Here is a 16,606-nt window from a genome sequence, read left to right as displayed (position 1 = left end):
TATTACCAACCCTGCTACGAAATGGCCTGGAATTGGCCCTTCCTGGACCCCAAAACGTGCTTGAACGAACACTCGTCACCATCGCCGAGACCGAGACCATTGAGGAAGCCTTCCGGCGCCTGAATGCGAACATGCTCGGTATCCTGTTCGCTCAGGACGCGAGCGGACGAATCGTCGGCGCGGTGACAGACGGCGACATCCGCAGACGCATGCTGGCCGGCACCACGATCCAGGACCGGGTTGCGACCTGCGTCAATCGCAACTTCGTCTGGGCGCGGAGCGGCGGGCCGCGCGAACAGATCCTCAAGCTGCTCGACCAGCGCGTGCACGTGGTGCCGATCCTCGATGGCGAAGGGCGACTGGTCGACGTGTTCAGCCGCGAGTTGTTCAACCTGTCGGAAGAGAGCGAGGTGTTCGCGCGCGCCCGCTCGCCGGTGCGGATCAGCTTCTCCGGGGGTGGCACCGACCTCACGCATTATTTCGTGGCGAATGACGGCGGTGCGGTCATCAGCGCCACGATCAAGATGTACGCCCACGCGACACTGCGGCGAAGGAACGATCCCAGCATCCGGATCTATTCGCACGATTTTCGCCGCACGGTCGAGGCCGGCAGCCTCGCAGAGCTAGGAACGGACGGCGATCTGGCGCTGATCAAGTCGGTCGTGCGCCTGATCAAGCCGACTTACGGATTCGAGCTCGAAGTGTCCGCCGATTTCCCGGTCGGTTCCGGCCTCGGCGGCTCGGCGGTGGTCTCATCGGCCATCATCGGCTGCTTCAACGAATTCCGCGGCGACCAGTGGGACCGTCACGAGATCGCCGAGATGGCGTTCCAGGCCGAGCGGCTGATGCTCAACATTCCCGGCGGCTGGCAGGATCAGTACGCCACCGTGTTCGGCGGCTTCAATCACATGGAGTTCTTCTCGGACCAGAACACCATCGTGCCGCTTCGGCTCGATCCCAACATCATCGCCGAGCTCGAGGAGAGTCTGGTGCTCTGCTACACCGGCTCGGGCCGCGATTCCGGCGCCATCCACCGCGACCAGAAGGCACAGCACGAGACCAGCGATGCCGTCGCCGCGGCCGCCAAGCAGAAGGAAGTGACGCGCGACATCCGGCGGCATCTTCTGCGCGGCCAGCTCTTGGAATGCGGCCGGCTGATCGACGACGCCTGGCACGCCAAGCGCAAGCTGAGCTCGAAGATCTCGTCGGACGCGATCGACGCGATCTACGATTTCGCCAAGCAGAACGGCGCCGTCGGCGGCAAGCTGCTGGGCGCCGGCGGCGGCGGCTACTTCATGTTCTTCGTGCGTCCGTTCGAGCGCTATCAGCTCATTGCCGCACTGGAACAGCAGGGGCACAGTTGTTCGCGCATCATGTTCGAAGAGAACGGGCTGCGGACATGGAAGTCGCGCTTTCCCGCGCGATTCGCCTGACGATATGAGACGAGAATGTTGATGACATCGCCCAAACAGCCTGCCCCAATCCGCATCGGCAACCGTCTTCTGGGTGATGGTGAACCCTGCTACGTCATCGCCGAAATCGGCAACAACCACAATGGCGACTTCGATCGCGCCATTGCGCTGGTCGATGCCGCGGTCGCGGCCGGCGCCGATTGCGCCAAATTCCAGATGCGTAAGCTCGACGAGGTCTATCGCGCTTCGAGCCTGTCCGGAAAGGACGACGACCTCGCCGTCGAATATACGCTCGATCTGCTGCGCCGTTTCGAACTGCCGACCCCACAGCAGAAGAAGATCGCCGAGTACTGCGCCGCAAAGGGTATCCAGTATCTCTGCACGCCCTGGGACGCGAAGAGCGTCGCCGCGCTCGAAGGCTTCGGCGTGCAAGCCTACAAGGTTGCCTCCGCCGACCTCACCAACCTGCCGCTGCTCGCGTGCCTTGCCGCCACCGGCAAGACGCTGATCGTCTCGACCGGAATGAGCACGACGGACGAGATCAAGACCGCGGCGAAATTCCTCGACGATCGCGATGCGAGCTACGTGCTGCTGCACTGCCAGAGCACCTATCCGGCCGCGCTCCACAACATCCATCTGCGTTTCATGGAAACGCTGCGCGAGATCCATCCGGTCGTCGGCTATTCGGGCCACGAGCGCGGCGTTGCCGTTTCGACGGCCGCAGTGGCGCTCGGCGCCGTCGTCATCGAACGGCACATCACGCTCGACCGCGAGATGGAAGGTCCGGACCATGCCGCGAGCCTGGAGCCGGAGGAATTCAAGGCGCTGGTCTCGGGCATCCGCGAGGTTGAGGCGGCGCGCGGCGAGAAGCTGGCCGAGCGAGCGCTGAGCCAGGGCGAGCTGATCAACCGCGAAAGCCTCGCCAAGAGCCTGGTGGCCGCACGTGATCTTCCGGCCGGCACCGTGATCTCCGACAGCGACATCGCCGTGAAGAGCCCGGGACAGGGCCTGTCGCCGCTGAAGATGCCGGCCCTGCTCGGCCGCAGGCTGACGCGGACGATGGCGACCGACGACTATTTCTTCCAGAGCGACCTCGACGAAGGGACGGCAAAAGCCCGGCGCTATCGCTTCGACCGGCCATGGGGTGTGCCGGTACGCTATCACGACACCGGGCGCTTCCTGGAAATCTGCGAGCCCGACATCATCGAGTTCCATCTCAGCTACAGCGACATGGAGCGTGATCCCGCGGCCTATCTCTCCGGTACCTATGAGCTCGGCTTCGTGGTGCATGCGCCGGAGCTCTTTGCCGGCTCCAAGCTGATGGACCTCGCAACACCCGACGAGGCGCTGCGGCGCTATTCGCTGGAGCAGACCCAGGCGGTGATCGACATCACCCGCGGCCTGAAGAAATTCTTTCCCAAGACCAGGCGCCCGCCCATCGTCGCGAATATCGGCGGCTTTACCATGGACGAGCCATTGCCGCCGGAGGAGAAGGCCGAGCGCTACCGCATCTTTGCGCAGAGCCTGAAGGAACTCGACATGGACGGCGTCGAGCTCACGCCCCAGACCATGGCGCCTTTCCCCTGGCATTTCGGCGGCCAGCGTCACCAGAACATCTTCATCTTCCCGGAGGAGTCGGCTGCGTTCTGCGCCAAGCACGATCTGCGCATGTGCGTCGACATCTCCCACACCAAGCTCGCCGCCAACCATTTCGGCTTCGACTTCGCGCAAGGTCTCGCCCAGCTCGGTCCGCACACCGCGCATCTGCATTTCGGCGACGCCAGGGGGCTCGACGGCGAAGGCCTCCAGATCGGCGAAGGCGAGATCGATTTCGACGAGATCGGACGGGTGTTGCGCCAGCATGCTCCGACGGCATCGTTCATTCCCGAAATATGGCAAGGCCACAAGAACATGGGCGAAGGCTTCTGGACCGCGCTCGAGCGTCTCGAGGGACACATCTGATGGCGCGCAAGACGCTGGCCGTGATCGCCGCGCGCGGCGGCTCCAAGGGCATCCCGCACAAGAACCTGCTCGATCTCTGCGGCAAGCCGCTGATTGCGTGGACGGTCGAACAGGCACGCGCCGCGCGCGGTGTCGACGTGGTGGCGGTCTCTTCCGACAGCGACAATATCCTCGCCGCGGCCGAAGCTGCCGGCGCCGTCGGCGTGCGGCGCCCCGAAGGCATTTCAGGTGACCTCGCCTCCTCCGAATCCGCCTGGCTGCACGCGCTCGATGCGACCGACGAGCAGATGGGACGGTTCGAGCGCGTCGTCGCGCTCCAGGCGACGTCGCCGATCCGCGAGCCCGGCGACATCGAAAGCGCGCTCGCGACCTTCGATCGCGATCATCTCGACAGCCTGCTGTCGGTCTGCGAGGTCGAGGACTATTTCAACTGGCACATCGGCACGAGCGGACCGGAGCCTATCAACTACGATTATCGCAACCGCCGCATGCGGCAGCAGATCGAGAAGCGCTACCTGGAGAACGGCTCGTTCTACGTCTTCATCCCTTCGCTCCTGCGCGAGCAGAGCAATCGTCTCGGCGGCAAGATCGGCTTTCACGTGATGGAGCGTCACAAGATGTTCCAGATCGACCGTCCCGAGGACGTCAAGCTCTGCGCCGCCATCATGCGTAGTTACGGTTATGCCTGACCTCAGCGCCTTCTCTCTCGCCGGCAAGATCGCGGTCGTCACCGGCGCCTCGCGCGGCATTGGCGCGGCGATTGCAGCCGGCCTGCAAGATGCGGGGGCCATTGTGTTCGGCCTCAGCCGTTCCGGGACCGCGCCACAGGGCGTGAGTGCGATTGCCTGCGATCTCTCCGACGATGCGGCCATCGAGAGCGCATTCCACACCGTGGCAGCACAAGGCGGACGCATTGACGCGCTGGTCAACGCGGCCGGCATCAGCCTGCCCGCCCAAAGCGCCGAGAGCGAGCTCGCGCGCTTCCGAGCCACGGTCGCAACCGACCTCACCGGAATCTACGCCACCATCCTTGCCGCCCATCCGCTCCTGAAGAACGCGGGCTCGGCTGCGATCGTCAACGTTACCAGCATCAATTCGGTCCGCGGCTTTCCCGGCAATCCCGGCTACGTGGCGGCGAAGGCCGGCCTTGCCGGACTGACGCGAGCGCTGGCCACCGACTATGCGCCCGACGGCATCCGCGTCAACGCGCTCGCGCCGGGCTATGTCGCGACCGAGATGACCGCGACGAGTTTCGCCGATCCCGCCATGCACGAGGCGAGGCGCCGCCACACCATGCTCGGCCGCTGGGGACAGCCCGCGGACATGGTGGGAGCCGCCGTGTTCCTGGCGTCGGAAGCCTCCGCCTATGTGACTGGCCAGGAGCTCTTCGTCGACGGCGGCTGGACCACCAAGGGCCTCGCCATCAGCTCGGATAGCAAATCGTGACCACAACGCTGCAACGCATCGGCTTCATGCAAGGACGACTGTCGGCTCTCGTCGACGGCAAGATCCAGGCATTCCCCTGGGATGAGTGGCGAGACGAGTTTCCACGTGCGAAGGCCCTCGGCCTGACGCGGATGGAATGGACCATCGATCAGGAACGGCTGCGCGAGAATCCGCTCACGACCGACCCGGGGCAGCAGGACATTCTGGCGCTGTCGCGCGAGACCGGCGTGCGGATCCCGAGCCTGACCGGCGACTGCTTCATGCAGGCGCCGTTCTGGAAGGTCGATGCCGTTGTGCGCGACGCGCTCGTCGCCGACCTCGATCTGCTGATCGCCGCCTGCAGCCATATCGGCATCGAATTCGTTGTGATTCCGCTGGTCGACAATGGCAAGATCGAGCGCCAGAGCGAAAGCGACACGTTGAAACGCGTACTGCTCGCCCGCCACGAACAGCTTGCGCGGCGGAACGTCAAGATCGTCTTCGAATCCGATCTGCCGCCGCGCGAGCTCGCGCGGTTCATGGAAGCTTTTCCTGCCGACGTCTTCGGCATCAACTATGACAGCGGCAACAGTGCTTCGCTCGGTTATGACAGCGACGAGGAGATCGGCGCCTACGCACCGCGCATCCTCAACGTGCACGTCAAGGACCGCATTCGCAGTGGCACCACCGTGCCTCTCGGCACCGGCAATGCAGACCTTGCCAAAACGATCCGGCTAATCGAGCGGTCCGGCTACAAGGGCCAGTATATCCTGCAAACCGCGCGCGCTGCCGACGGCGACCACGCCGGCGCGCTGGCGAAATACCGCGACATGACCATCGGCTGGATCGAGGACGCCGCGCGATGAAGCTCGAGCTGGACGATCGCGTCGCTCTCGTCACCGGCGCCAGCCGCGGGATCGGGCTTGCGATCGCGACGACGCTCGCGGCGGAAGGCGCCAAGGTCGCGCTCGCGGCGCGCGGCGCCGACGCGCTGAGCGCCGCGCGTGCAGCTGTCGGCGGGCGGAGCTCGATTCATGTTGCCGACGTCACCGATCCCGCCAGCGCCGCGAGCCTCATCCAGGACGTCGAGAAGCAGTGGGGGCGGCTCGACATTCTCGTCTGCAACGTCGGCAGTGGCGCGTCCGTTCCCCCCGGGAAGGAGACCGCGCCGGAGTGGTCGCGGGTGATGGACCTCAATCTCTTCGCCACGACCAACATGATCGAGGCCGCCCGGCCGTTGATGGCGCGCGGCAGCGGCGAGCGGGCCATCGTCTGCGTGTCCTCGATCGCAGGCATGGCCGCACTGGGCGCGCCCGTCACCTACTACGCCGCAAAAGCGGCGCTGAACGCGACCGTCCGCGGCCTGGCACGGCCGCTGGCGCTGGAAGGCATCCGCATCAATGCCGTTGCCCCCGGAAACATCTTGAGCCCGGACGGAACCTGGGCGCGCAAGATCGCCGAAAACAAGCACGCGGTCGACGAGATGCTCCAGCGTGAGGTGGCGCTGCGCCGGCTCGGCACTCCCGAGGAGATCGCCGACGTCGTCGCCTTCCTCGTTTCGCCGCGCGCGGCCTTTATTACCGGCAGTGTGATGGTGGCCGACGGCGGCCAGCTCAGAAGCTGAACAGGAGCCTTCGATGGCAACTCCCTCTTCCCGCTACGACCTGACCGGACGAACAGCGCTCGTGACCGGTGCGGGCGGCCTGCTCGGCAAGCAGCACGTTGCAGCGCTCACCGAAGCCGGCGCGCGCGTGGTCGTCACCGATGTCGGACTGGCGCAGGCCGAAGCCGCCGTCACGACGCTGAAGCAGAGCGCGCCATCGGCCGACCTGATCGCGCTCGAGATCAACGTCACCTCGCTTGATTCGGTGCGGGCGGCAAACGAGCAGCTTGCCGGCCGCGGCGTCACCATCGACATCCTCGTCAACAACGCGGCGATCGATCCCAAGGTCACATCCGCGCCCGGCGTAATGCACTCCTCGCGCTTCGAAGCCTTTCCCGTGCCGCAATGGCAGACCGAGATCGCCGTGGGCCTCACCGGCGCGATGCTGTGCGCGCAGGTGTTCGGCGGCGAGATGGCCAAACGCGGGCGCGGCGCGATCCTCAACATCGCCTCCGATCTCGGTGTGATCGCGCCGGACCAGCGGCTCTACCGCCAGCCGAGCGTCACGCGCGAGGAGGAGCAACCGGTCAAGCCCGTGACCTATTCCGTGATCAAGCACGGGCTGATCGGGCTGACAAAATATCTCGCGACCTACTGGGCCGACCACGGCGTCCGCGTCAATGCGATCTCACCCGGCGGCGTGTTCAACAACCAGGATCCCGCCTTCGTCGAACGGCTGACGCGTCTGATCCCGATGGGGCGCATGGCGGATGTCGACGAATACCGGGCCGCGGTGCAGTTTCTCTGCTCGGACGCCTCGAGCTACATGACCGGACAGAATCTCGTCATGGATGGCGGTCGGAGCGTGTGGTAGCCGCGGCACAATCGCAGAGCTGATTTGCGGCCAGAAGGCAACAATCGGGACGGATCGGCCAACGGATCGAAGATTGCCGCCGGATATTCTCTCGCCGGCGTGCTAAACACGCTGCATGGACGAATCCGCTCAGCCGATGTGGAGCCAATTGTGAATGGAACCGCGCCGCGCCTACGCAGATGCGCGCGCAACGCAGCGCCCCGAAATAACCGGCGGCCATTCGTCCCGCCCGAGCGGGCCTGTCTCATGCATCTTCCTGGCTCAGCCGGAAGAACTCTAGAGATACTGCGATGTGGATGAATACATTGCTTTTGACGTTCGTATTCTTCCTGATCCAGCTCGGCACCGGCCTCTCAATCCTGGCGATCGCGCCGCTGGAGCTGATCAAGACGAGCCGGCTGACGAAGGTCCAGTTCGTCGTACTCGGATATGCGATCGGCGCATCCGCCGTGGGCATTCTTCTTGGGTTCTGCTCCGTTCTGATCGGCGACATCCGGCTTCATCTGGCAATCATGATCGCGCTGTCCGGCTTCGGACTGGCGTGGACCTGGCCGGTTTGGCGCCCGCGCAGGGGCGACGCCGGAACGATCGGCCTGTGGTGTCTGCTGTCGCTACCAATCGCGCTCATGACGTGGTGGTGGACGTTCGGCGCGTATTCCCAGTTTCCCTACTCGGATATCGGCGCCGACGTTCACTGGATGAAGACGGCGCAGGAATATGCCGATAGCGGCGTCATCAATCCTTACGCGTCGCAATCCTACGTCGACCTTCGTGCTGCGCTGGCGGGCGCATTGGCTGGCGTTTTGGGACTCGATCTCCTGCATTTCGGATGGACCTATCGCTACGTCTCGATCCTGTTTTTCCTCGTCGCCATCTACACCTTCGCGGAGGGCGTCTATTCCGAACAACCGCGGAAATGGATCGCTTTTTTCTTCGCCGCGACCGGAAACGCCATCGGGCTGCTGACCAATGGCAGCCTGGCGCTTGCGGGGAGCGTGGCCTTTCTCGGCGTCCTTCTCGGCAAGACCAGGCAAGGCGCGAAGGAGGATCTGCGGGCGGGCTCGGTCGCGTTGCTGATCCTGACTGCGGCGACCTCGCTCCTCATTGCCTTCGTGCTCAACAACAACGCGCTGCTGCTTGCACTGGTGGCAGGCGCGCTACTCCTGCTCAGGATTCTGGGTAATGCCAATCGACACGAAGGCGTTCTTCTGGTCGGCTGCGTATGGCCCGCGACGCTGCTGCTGGCGCACCGCGGCTCCTATCTGTTTATCCCAGCGGTGTTTGCCGCCTGGCTGGGCTACCTGCTGATCCTGCACGAGACCTCACGCCGGCCGGCGCGGAGCCTCGGACTTTTGCGGGCCCTGTCCATCGTACTGCCGTTGATCATAGCCGGAATCGTCTCCTGCATCGTGATGATGCGCCTCGGCTATCTGCCATCGGCAAATGCCAACGTGATGTTCTCCCACATCACCGGGCTGGTGCTGGGAAGAGCAATTCAAAGCGGCGACGAACTGTTCCTTGGCGCCGGCCCCGAGATCGCGGTGATCGAGCTGGGCCGGGCCATCGGCCCGCTGTTTGCCGTCTGCATCGCGATGGCCATGGCCTGGTGCTGGATTGATCGCTTCAACCCGCGCTTGGACACCGCTTCCAGCCCTGCTCAAACCGCGCGCACGGCGAAGCTGCTGTGGTCCTGGACGATCGGCTGCGGCCTCGCCGTCGCCGTGCTGTCAGGCTTTCCGTTTCTGTACCGGATCATCATGATCGTGCTGGCCCTGCTCACGGTCACCGCAACAGAAGCGTTCTGCCAGCTGCTCATCGACCCCTCTCCCGCTCCCGTCCGGCGGCGAGCTTCCGCGGCAATCGCGGTTACTCTGATCGCTGTCGGCCTCGTGCTGGCCGGCTATACCTTCAATTGGCGGCCGGACCTGTCGTCCTCGCGATACCAGGATTTCCTCCGGCCGACCGAGATAGCGGGAGCGGCTCTCCTTCTCGCGCTCGTGCCGGCGACGTTCATGCGGTCGAGATGGATTCATGTCTGCGCGCTTGCGGCCATCGTCGGGTTGGGCGTCGCTCTCGACCGCGCCGGGCTGGCCGGCATGTCGAAGAGTTACAGCTACGGAGCTCTTCCGAGCGGCGCCACGGCCATCACGCACTACAATGCCAGCGACCTGGACGCGGCGCGCTGGCTGCACGACAATTTGAAAAAGGGCATCCTGCTGTCCGATCCCTACACGCTCGGGGTGATCCAATCCCTGACCGGTTCCCCGGCTGCCTACATGTTTTCGAATCTTGATACCGTGAACGAGGCCGTCGCGAAGCGGATGCGCACCGTCGTTTCGGCGATCGTCGAACCGGGCGACGGAGCGCGGCGGCTTGCCGAGGCCTGCACGACCATCCGGCCGCTCTTGCAGGATATCAATCAGGAGACGTATTTTCAGATGGGCAGGGCCGACGCTATGGGCGGAATTTTGCGGCCCGTCCGCACCACGGAAGCGCCAGCGACGACCGCGCCACGGCCGACGAATACGCAGGTCCCGAATGAGACGGAGGAAGCGGACCGAAGCGCGGTCCAGGACATGCTGGGGACAGGCCAAGACACCTGGCAGCTCGTCGCCGTGATCAACCCGCGTACGATCGAATGGACCCGTCTCGATGCCGGCCAGCGCCTCCCCTATTTTCCGCCAACGGAGCCGCTGGCTTCCGGGTTCGTCACGTCGCTTCGCGCCGGCCCGTTTCAGGCGCTGTTCGCCAACCGGCAGACCGCGGTTGTTCGCATTCCGTGCGAGCGCTGACCTTCGGCATTCTCCGTCGCGATGAAAGCGCATCTGGCGCCGAGATCGGCGGCACGGTATGGACGTTGGGAATGAAACTTGCTCGTCCGACGGCTTAACCGATGTCGCAAAACAACCCCTCCATGCTGAGGCAGGCCGTCATCCTCGTCGGCGGGCTGGGCACACGGCTGGGCGAACGTACCAGGCTGGTTCCGAAGCCGATGCTCGAGATCGGCGGACGCCCGTTTCTCGACGCGCTGATCGACGAGCTCGTACGCTATGGCGTGTTCGATGAAATTCTCCTGCTTGCAGGCCACAAGTCGGAGATCGTCGAGACGCACTACGCCGCGGCCGCCAGGGGACGGACGCGAATCATCGTGTCGCGCGAGACCGAGCCGCTCGGCACCGGCGGCGCGCTCGTGCATGCACGCGACCTGCTGCATCAACGATTCCTGCTGCTCAATGGCGACTCGCTGTTTGACTTCAACCTGCTCGATCTGATCGCGCGCGCGCAGGATGGGCGCATTCACATGGCACTGCGCGACGGCGTCGTCGGAGATCGGTACGGCCGGGTCGTTCTCGACGGCGACGTGGTGCGTGACTTCATCGCCCCGGGTGCAGGCGCCACGGGGCCGGTCAATGCCGGCATCTACGTCGTGGACAGGTCCATTCTCACCGACATTGCGACGCTTCCGGCCTCGCTCGAGCAGGACGTATTCCCCGGTCTCGTCAAGTCCGGCCAGTTGCGCGGCACGGCCTATCGTGGCTATTTCATCGACATCGGCATACCCGATGATTTCGCGCGCGCCGACCGCGAGCTGAGCGAGAAGCTACGGCGCCCCGCCGTATTCTTCGATCGCGACGGGGTGCTCAACCACGATTCTGGATACACCTTCGAGACCCATAAGCTCGAATGGATCGAGGGCGCACGCGAGGCCGTGAAGGCCGTCAACGACGCCGGCTACTTCGCCTTCGTCATCACCAATCAATCCGGCGTCGCACGCGGCTACTACGAGGAGCATCACGTCGTCGCCCTGCACCGCTGGATGGCAGACCAGATGGCGCTGGTCGGCGCCCATATCGACGCGTTCGAGTATTGCCCCGATCACCCCGACGGCACCGTCGCGCACTATTGCCGCACCAGCGACCGGCGTAAGCCGGCGCCCGGCATGATCACCGATCTCGCGCAGCGTTTCCCGGTGGACATGACGCGCAGCATGGTGATCGGAGACAAGGACAGCGACATGGAAGCGGCGCGGGCCGCAGGCCTTGCGGGCCATCTGTTCGAGGGCGGAAATCTGGAAGTGTTCGTGAAGCAGCGACTGGCTCCGACCGGGAACGTCTAGAGGCGCGCCCAAAAGCGCTGCATCCCCCGGCATTTGGCGGATGTCCGGCGGTGTTCTGTTGCACGCGAGCGCCAGTGTGCTATAGCGCCATCTTGTTGCGAACGCTGGCTTAATCGCCTTTTGGGGTCCGGCATGGCAGATCTGAGGGACGCCCGCGTCCTCGTTACCGGCAGCGACGGCTTCATCGGTTCGCATGTCGTCGAAGAGCTGGTGAAAGCCGGGGCCCGCGTCAAAGCGGTCGTCTACTACAACTCCTTCAACTCCTGGGGCTGGCTCGACACCGTAGCGGCCGACATCATGACGTCGGTGGAGGTCGTGTCCGGCGACATCCGCGATCCGCACTTCATGATCGGGGCTGCGAGCGGCTGCACCGACGTGCTGCATCTGGCGGCGCTGATCGCGATCCCCTTCTCCTATGTCGCGCCCGACTCCTATGTCGAAACCAATGTGCGTGGCACCGTGAACGTGCTCCAGGCCGCGCGCATGGCCGGCGCGCGCCGCTTCGTGCAGACCTCGACCAGCGAGGTCTACGGCACGGCCCAGACCGTTCCGATCAAGGAGAGCCATCCGCTGGTCGGACAGTCTCCCTATTCGGCCTCGAAGATCGCCTCCGACCAGATGGCGCTGTCGTTCCAGGCTTCATTCGACATGCCTGTCGTGGTGATCCGCCCGTTCAACACCTTTGGCCCGCGACAATCGGCGCGCGCGGTAATCCCGACAATCATCAGCCAGATCGCCACCGGCAAGCGGACCATCCGCCTCGGCGCCGTCACCCCGACGCGCGATTTCTCGTTCGTCACCGACACAGCGCGCGGCCTGATCGCGGGCCTTACGGCGCCTGCCGAGCAAGTCGTCGGCCAGACCATCAATCTCGGCAGCGGCTTCGAGATCTCGGTCGGCGCGACCGCGCAGATGATCGCCGACGTCATGGGGGCGAGCATCGAAATCGAGACCGACGAGGCGCGCCTGCGTCCGGCCAACAGCGAGGTCGAACGGCTCTGGGCCGACAATTCCAGGGCACGCCAGCAACTCGGCTGGAGCCCTGAATTCGGCGGCGTCGACGGCATGCGCCGCGGCATGGTCAAGACGGTCGACTGGTTCACCAATCCCGCTAATCTCAGCCGCTACAAGGCTGACGTCTACAACGTCTGAGGCGATGGTGGACAGTCCCCTGACCAGGTCGGATTTCGAGCCAAAGGCGATCGTCGACGCCGTACGGCGTGCCGTGGGAACGCCCAACGGAATCCTCGGCCTGCACGAGCCGGTGTTCGCCGGCAACGAAATCGCCTATCTCGAAGAGTGCATCAAGAGCACCTTTGTGTCCTCGGTCGGGCCGTTCGTCGACCGGTTCGAGCGCATGCTCGAGGAAACCACCGGCGCCAGGCGTGCGGTGGCCGTCGTCAACGGTACCGCCGCGCTGCATGCCTGCTTCCGCCTCGCCGGCGTCGAGCCCGGCGACGAGGTCATCTCGCCGGCCCTGACCTTCATCGCGACGACCAATGCGATTGCCTATTGCGGCGCAACGCCGCATTTCGTCGACAGCTCGCTCGTCACGCTCGGCATGGATGCGCGCGCACTCGCCGCGCGGCTTGATGCCATCGGCGAGCGGACCGCCAAGGGGGCGATCAACCGCGAGACCGGACGCCGCATCGCCGCGATCACGCCGATGCACACGTTCGGGCATCCGGTCGAGCTCGACGAGATCAGCGCTATCGCCCGCGACTGGGGCATTGCGCTGGTGGAGGACGCCGCGGAATCGCTGGGCTCGACCTACAAGGGTCGCGCCGTCGGATCGCAGGCGCGGCTCGCGGCGCTGAGCTTCAACGGCAACAAGATCGTCACCACCGGCGGCGGCGGCGCCATCCTCACCAATGATGAGGAACTGGGGCGCCGCGCCAAGCATCTCACCACCACCGCGAAGCTGCCGCACAAATGGGCCTTCGTGCATGACGAAATCGGCTTCAATTACCGGCTGCCCAACCTGAATGCCGCGCTCGGCTGCGCCCAGCTCGAGCAGCTCGACGGTTTTCTGGCGAGCAAGCGCAAGCTTGCCTTGGCCTATGAACGTGCCTTCTCGGATATTCCCGGCATCCGCTTCTCGCGCGAGCCAAAGGACACCACGAGCAATTACTGGCTGAACGCGATCCTGCTCGACGAGAATAATGCCGATCGGCGCGACGACCTGCTCGCCGCGCTCAACGACGCCGGCTTCGGCGCGCGACCGGCCTGGACCTTGATGCACAAATTGCCGATGTTCGCGCAAAATCCGCGCGGCGATCTTTCGACCGCCGAATCCATCGAACGGCGGTTGATCAACCTGCCCAGCAGCGCCAGCATCAGGGTCCGCGATGAATAGCGGCGCGCGAAAAATCTGCTTCGTCACCGGTAGCCGCGCCGATTTCGGGCTGCTGGTCTGGCCGATGCGCGCAATCCGCGAGACGCCCGGCTTGACGCTTCAGCTGGTCGCCACCGGCATGCATCTGGCGCCGGAGTTCGGCTATACCTTCAACGCTATCCGCGACGAGGGGTTCGAGGTCGACGAGCGGGTCGAGACGCTGCTCAGCAGCGACACCGGTGCCGGCGTCGCGAAATCGGTGGGGCTCGGCGTGATCGGCTTTGCCGATGCTTTCACCCGGCTACGGCCGGATCTCGTGGTCGTGCTCGGCGACCGTTTCGAGATGTTCGCGGCCGCGCAGGCGGCGATGTTCATGCGGCTGCCGATGGCGCATCTGTTCGGCGGCGATGTCACCGAGGGCGCGGTCGACGAGTCCATTCGTCACGCCATCAGCAAGATGTCGCATCTGCATTTCACCAGCAATCGGGGCTCGACCCAGCGGCTGATTCAGCTCGGCGAGCATCCGTCGCGCATTCACACCATCGGCTCGGTCGGCATCGACGCCATCAAGCATCTCGCCCTGATGGACCGCGACGGCATCGGCCGCGCGGTCGGGATACCGCTCGGCGAACGCAATGCGCTCGTCACGTTCCATCCCGTCACGATCGAGGCCGGGCGCTCGGTGGCCGAGCTGAATGAGCTGTTCGCGGCACTATCGATGCTCGATCCCGCTTTTCGTCTCGTGTTCACCCTCGCCAACGCCGATGCCGAGGGCCGCGCATTGAACACCCGGATCGAGGCTTTTGCAGCTGGCCGGCCGAACACGATCGCGGTCGCCTCGCTTGGGCAGCTCCGCTATCTCAGCCTGATGAGCCAGGTAGACCTGGTGATCGGCAATTCCTCGAGCGGCCTGCTCGAAGCACCCTCCTTCGGCGTTCCCACGGTCGATATCGGCGACCGTCAGAAGGGACGCGAACGCGCGGCCTCGGTATTTCACGCGGCGCCCGAGCGCAACGCGATCGCCGCCGCCATGTCGGCGGGACTGCAGCGCGGCCTCCAAGCCACCGCCAACCCTTACGGCGACGGCGAATCCAGCCGGCGATTTGCCGACATCGTCGCCGCCATCCCCGATTTCAGGCAGCTTCTGGCGAAGGGCTTTTACGATCTTCCGGCAAGTGGAGCGCGGCCATGACGCACACGCTGATCATCGCGGAAGCCGGCGTCAATCATGACGGCAGCCTGGAGAAGGCGCTGGCGCTGGTCGACGCCGCCGCCGACGCCGGCGCGGACGTCGTCAAGTTCCAGACCTTCAATGCGAAGGCATTGGCGGGCGGTGCGGCAAAGAAGGCCGACTATCAGCAGCGCACCACGAACGCCGCCGAGAGCCAGCTTGCCATGCTGGAACGGCTCGAACTGCCGCAAGCCGCACACCACACCCTGATCGCGCGCGCCAGGGAGCGCGGCATCGAATTCCTGTCGACACCGTTCGACGACGCTTCGCTCGCTTTCCTGCTGTCGCTCAAGTTGCCGCGCATCAAGATCGGATCGGGCGATCTCACCAATGCGCCGCTGCTGCATGCGGCCGCGAAGGCTGGCGCGGTGCTGATCCTGTCGACCGGCATGGCGACGCTCGGCGAGATCGAGGACGCGCTCGGCGTGCTGGCTCATGGCTACGGCCAGCGCGACGATCCGCCCGGCAGCGCCTCCTTTCGCGCGGCGTGGCGCGATCCGGCGGCACGCACCGCGCTGGCGCGGCACGTCAGCCTGCTCCATTGCACGACCGAATATCCCTGCCCCATCGCGGATGTGAACCTCGCCGCGATGGCGACGATGCGCTCCGCATTCCAGCTCCCGGTCGGTTATTCCGATCACACCGACGGCTTCGAGGTTTCAATCGCCGCGGTCGCGCTCGGCGCCACCACGATCGAAAAGCACCTGACGCTCGATCGCAACGCCCCGGGCCCAGACCACGCAGCCTCGCTGGAGCCGGGCGACTTCAAGCAAATGGTTGCGGCCATCCGCAATGTTGAGCGTGCACTCGGCGACGGCGTGAAGGCGCCGAAAGAGTCCGAGATCAGGAACGTGCCGGTCGCGCGCAAGAGCATCGTGGCGGCGCGTGCGCTGAAGGCCGGCGAGACGATCGGCCCGACCGACATCACCGCCAAGCGTCCTGGCGCGGGCCGGCCGCCGATCGACTACTGGTCGCTGATCGGAACGGCAGCGCCGCGCGCGCTCGAGCCGGACGATCCGGTCTAGCGACGCGGCTTCGCCGGCACCCCGCGCAGCACCGACCCTTGCGGCCATGAGCCGGTCACGACCGATCCCATCGCGATCAGAGTATCGTTGCCGATGGAGATGTGATCGCGCACGCGGCTACCGAGACCGACAAAACAATTGTCGCCGATCTCGGCGCCTCCGCCGACCACGGTTCCAGGCGACAGATGCGTGCAGTGACCAATGCGAACGTCGTGCTCGACGATGGCACCGGAATTGATGATGCAATGATTGCCGATCATGCTGCGCGCATTGACGATCGCCCCCGGCATGACGACGCTGCCCGCGCCGACCGTTGCCGACGGCGAGACGATCGCGCGCGGGTGAATCACGGACGCCCAGCGCTTGACCTGCAAGCGGCCAATCATCTGGCGGCGGGCGGGCCCCGCCTGCATCGTTCCTATCCCCAACACGAAGGCGGCATCCGGATAGGTCGGCGCAGCGTCGTCGGTTCCAAGATAGCTGATGTCGCCCAGTGTTGCAGGCTGGCGATCGAGGAAGCCCACGACCTTGAACCGGCCGGACAACAGCGCCGCCTCGTAGACCATGAAGGCGTGCTCGCCGCCGCCTATGATGATGAGATCATCCATGCCGATTCCCCCTG

Annotated in this window: 15 protein-coding genes; 13 read left to right on the top strand and 2 right to left on the bottom strand. The window is 65.1% G+C overall.

The features are described 5' to 3' along the window. The first annotated feature begins 56 nt into the window (after positions 1-56). The 7 genes from NR187_RS28415 to NR187_RS28385 are packed head-to-tail and all read left to right on the top strand — an operon-like array spanning position 57 to position 7,276. The gene (locus NR187_RS28415; protein WP_211384991.1) at positions 57-1,433 is read left to right on the top strand and encodes a CBS domain-containing protein; all 1,377 of its coding nucleotides are present in this window, start codon (positions 57-59) and stop codon (positions 1,431-1,433) included. Positions 1,434-1,454: 21 nt separating this feature from the next. Then, positions 1,455-3,374 (top strand): N-acetylneuraminate synthase family protein, encoded by a 1,920-nt coding sequence (locus NR187_RS28410; RefSeq protein WP_256808430.1) that lies wholly within the window; start codon positions 1,455-1,457, stop codon positions 3,372-3,374. Further along, the gene (locus tag NR187_RS28405; RefSeq protein ID WP_211384989.1) at positions 3,374-4,063 is read left to right on the top strand and encodes an acylneuraminate cytidylyltransferase family protein; all 690 of its coding nucleotides are present in this window, start codon (positions 3,374-3,376) and stop codon (positions 4,061-4,063) included. The genes NR187_RS28410 and NR187_RS28405 overlap by 1 nt, the downstream gene beginning before the upstream one ends. Next, positions 4,056-4,820, top strand: a complete 765-nt coding sequence (locus tag NR187_RS28400; RefSeq protein ID WP_211384988.1) for an SDR family oxidoreductase — start codon at positions 4,056-4,058, stop codon at positions 4,818-4,820. Before NR187_RS28405 ends, NR187_RS28400 begins: the two co-directional genes overlap by 8 nt. Next, a complete protein-coding gene (locus NR187_RS28395) occupies positions 4,817-5,665 on the top strand; it encodes a sugar phosphate isomerase/epimerase (protein ID WP_256808429.1) in 849 nt (282 codons plus the stop codon). Before NR187_RS28400 ends, NR187_RS28395 begins: the two co-directional genes overlap by 4 nt. Continuing rightward, a complete protein-coding gene (locus tag NR187_RS28390) occupies positions 5,662-6,423 on the top strand; it encodes an SDR family NAD(P)-dependent oxidoreductase (RefSeq protein WP_256808426.1) in 762 nt (253 codons plus the stop codon). Before NR187_RS28395 ends, NR187_RS28390 begins: the two co-directional genes overlap by 4 nt. A gap of 13 nt (positions 6,424-6,436) precedes the next feature. Further along, positions 6,437-7,276 (top strand): SDR family oxidoreductase, encoded by an 840-nt coding sequence (locus NR187_RS28385; protein ID WP_211384986.1) that lies wholly within the window; start codon positions 6,437-6,439, stop codon positions 7,274-7,276. Between the two features lie 244 nt (positions 7,277-7,520). On the opposite strand, the gene NR187_RS28380 is transcribed toward NR187_RS28385, so the two are convergent. Beyond that, positions 7,521-7,733 (bottom strand): hypothetical protein, encoded by a 213-nt coding sequence (locus NR187_RS28380; protein ID WP_256808425.1) that lies wholly within the window; start codon positions 7,731-7,733, stop codon positions 7,521-7,523. On the opposite strand from NR187_RS28380, the gene NR187_RS28375 reads away from it, so the two are divergent. The 6 genes from NR187_RS28375 (at position 7,726) to neuB (ending at position 15,984) form a co-directional block, all read left to right on the top strand. After that, the gene (locus NR187_RS28375; protein ID WP_256808424.1) at positions 7,726-10,068 is read left to right on the top strand and encodes a hypothetical protein; all 2,343 of its coding nucleotides are present in this window, start codon (positions 7,726-7,728) and stop codon (positions 10,066-10,068) included. The two genes, NR187_RS28380 and NR187_RS28375, sit on opposite strands and share 8 nt — an antisense overlap. 122 nt (positions 10,069-10,190) lie before the next feature. Next, positions 10,191-11,393, top strand: coding sequence for an HAD-IIIA family hydrolase (locus tag NR187_RS28370; protein WP_256808422.1), 1,203 nt, complete (start codon positions 10,191-10,193; stop codon positions 11,391-11,393). Between the two features lie 132 nt (positions 11,394-11,525). Beyond that, complete coding sequence (locus tag NR187_RS28365; protein WP_211384982.1) at positions 11,526-12,545, top strand: NAD-dependent 4,6-dehydratase LegB; 1,020 nt, start codon at positions 11,526-11,528, stop codon at positions 12,543-12,545. 7 nt (positions 12,546-12,552) lie between these two features. Further along, positions 12,553-13,749: a LegC family aminotransferase gene (locus NR187_RS28360; protein ID WP_372703281.1), complete on the top strand. Its 1,197-nt coding sequence runs from the start codon at positions 12,553-12,555 to the stop codon at positions 13,747-13,749. Next, positions 13,742-14,920, top strand: coding sequence for a UDP-N-acetylglucosamine 2-epimerase (gene neuC / locus NR187_RS28355; RefSeq protein ID WP_256808420.1), 1,179 nt, complete (start codon positions 13,742-13,744; stop codon positions 14,918-14,920). The genes NR187_RS28360 and neuC overlap by 8 nt, the downstream gene beginning before the upstream one ends. Further along, positions 14,917-15,984 (top strand): N-acetylneuraminate synthase, encoded by a 1,068-nt coding sequence (neuB, locus tag NR187_RS28350; RefSeq protein ID WP_256808419.1) that lies wholly within the window; start codon positions 14,917-14,919, stop codon positions 15,982-15,984. Before neuC ends, neuB begins: the two co-directional genes overlap by 4 nt. Here the strand turns inward: neuB and NR187_RS28345 are convergent. Beyond that, entirely contained in the window at positions 15,981-16,592 is a 612-nt protein-coding gene (locus NR187_RS28345) for an acetyltransferase (RefSeq protein ID WP_256808418.1), read from the bottom strand. The genes neuB and NR187_RS28345 overlap by 4 nt on opposite strands. Between the last annotated feature and the right edge of the window lie 14 nt (positions 16,593-16,606).

This window comes from Bradyrhizobium sp. Bra64 (assembly GCF_024519875.1).
Classification (GTDB): Bacteria; Pseudomonadota; Alphaproteobacteria; order Rhizobiales; family Xanthobacteraceae; genus Bradyrhizobium; species Bradyrhizobium japonicum_G.
The sequence above is the reverse complement of the archived record's forward strand: the minus strand, read 5'-3'. Positions and strand labels throughout refer to the sequence as shown.

Excerpts from the sequence above, each read along its gene's own strand:
- NR187_RS28410 (WP_256808430.1), top strand. The coding sequence starts at position 1,455 with ATGACATCGCCCAAACAGCCTGCCCCAATCCGCATCGGCAACCGTCTT.
- NR187_RS28405 (WP_211384989.1), top strand. The coding sequence starts at position 3,374 with ATGGCGCGCAAGACGCTGGCCGTGATCGCCGCGCGCGGCGGCTCCAAG.
- NR187_RS28400 (WP_211384988.1), top strand. The coding sequence starts at position 4,056 with ATGCCTGACCTCAGCGCCTTCTCTCTCGCCGGCAAGATCGCGGTCGTC.
- NR187_RS28390 (WP_256808426.1), top strand. The coding sequence starts at position 5,662 with ATGAAGCTCGAGCTGGACGATCGCGTCGCTCTCGTCACCGGCGCCAGC.
- NR187_RS28385 (WP_211384986.1), top strand. The coding sequence starts at position 6,437 with ATGGCAACTCCCTCTTCCCGCTACGACCTGACCGGACGAACAGCGCTC.
- NR187_RS28380 (WP_256808425.1), bottom strand. The coding sequence starts at position 7,733 with ATGCCCACGGCGGATGCGCCGATCGCATATCCGAGTACGACGAACTGG.
- NR187_RS28370 (WP_256808422.1), top strand. The coding sequence starts at position 10,191 with ATGCTGAGGCAGGCCGTCATCCTCGTCGGCGGGCTGGGCACACGGCTG.
- NR187_RS28365 (WP_211384982.1), top strand. The coding sequence starts at position 11,526 with ATGGCAGATCTGAGGGACGCCCGCGTCCTCGTTACCGGCAGCGACGGC.
- neuC (WP_256808420.1), top strand. The coding sequence starts at position 13,742 with ATGAATAGCGGCGCGCGAAAAATCTGCTTCGTCACCGGTAGCCGCGCC.
- neuB (WP_256808419.1), top strand. The coding sequence starts at position 14,917 with ATGACGCACACGCTGATCATCGCGGAAGCCGGCGTCAATCATGACGGC.
- NR187_RS28345 (WP_256808418.1), bottom strand. The coding sequence starts at position 16,592 with ATGGATGATCTCATCATCATAGGCGGCGGCGAGCACGCCTTCATGGTC.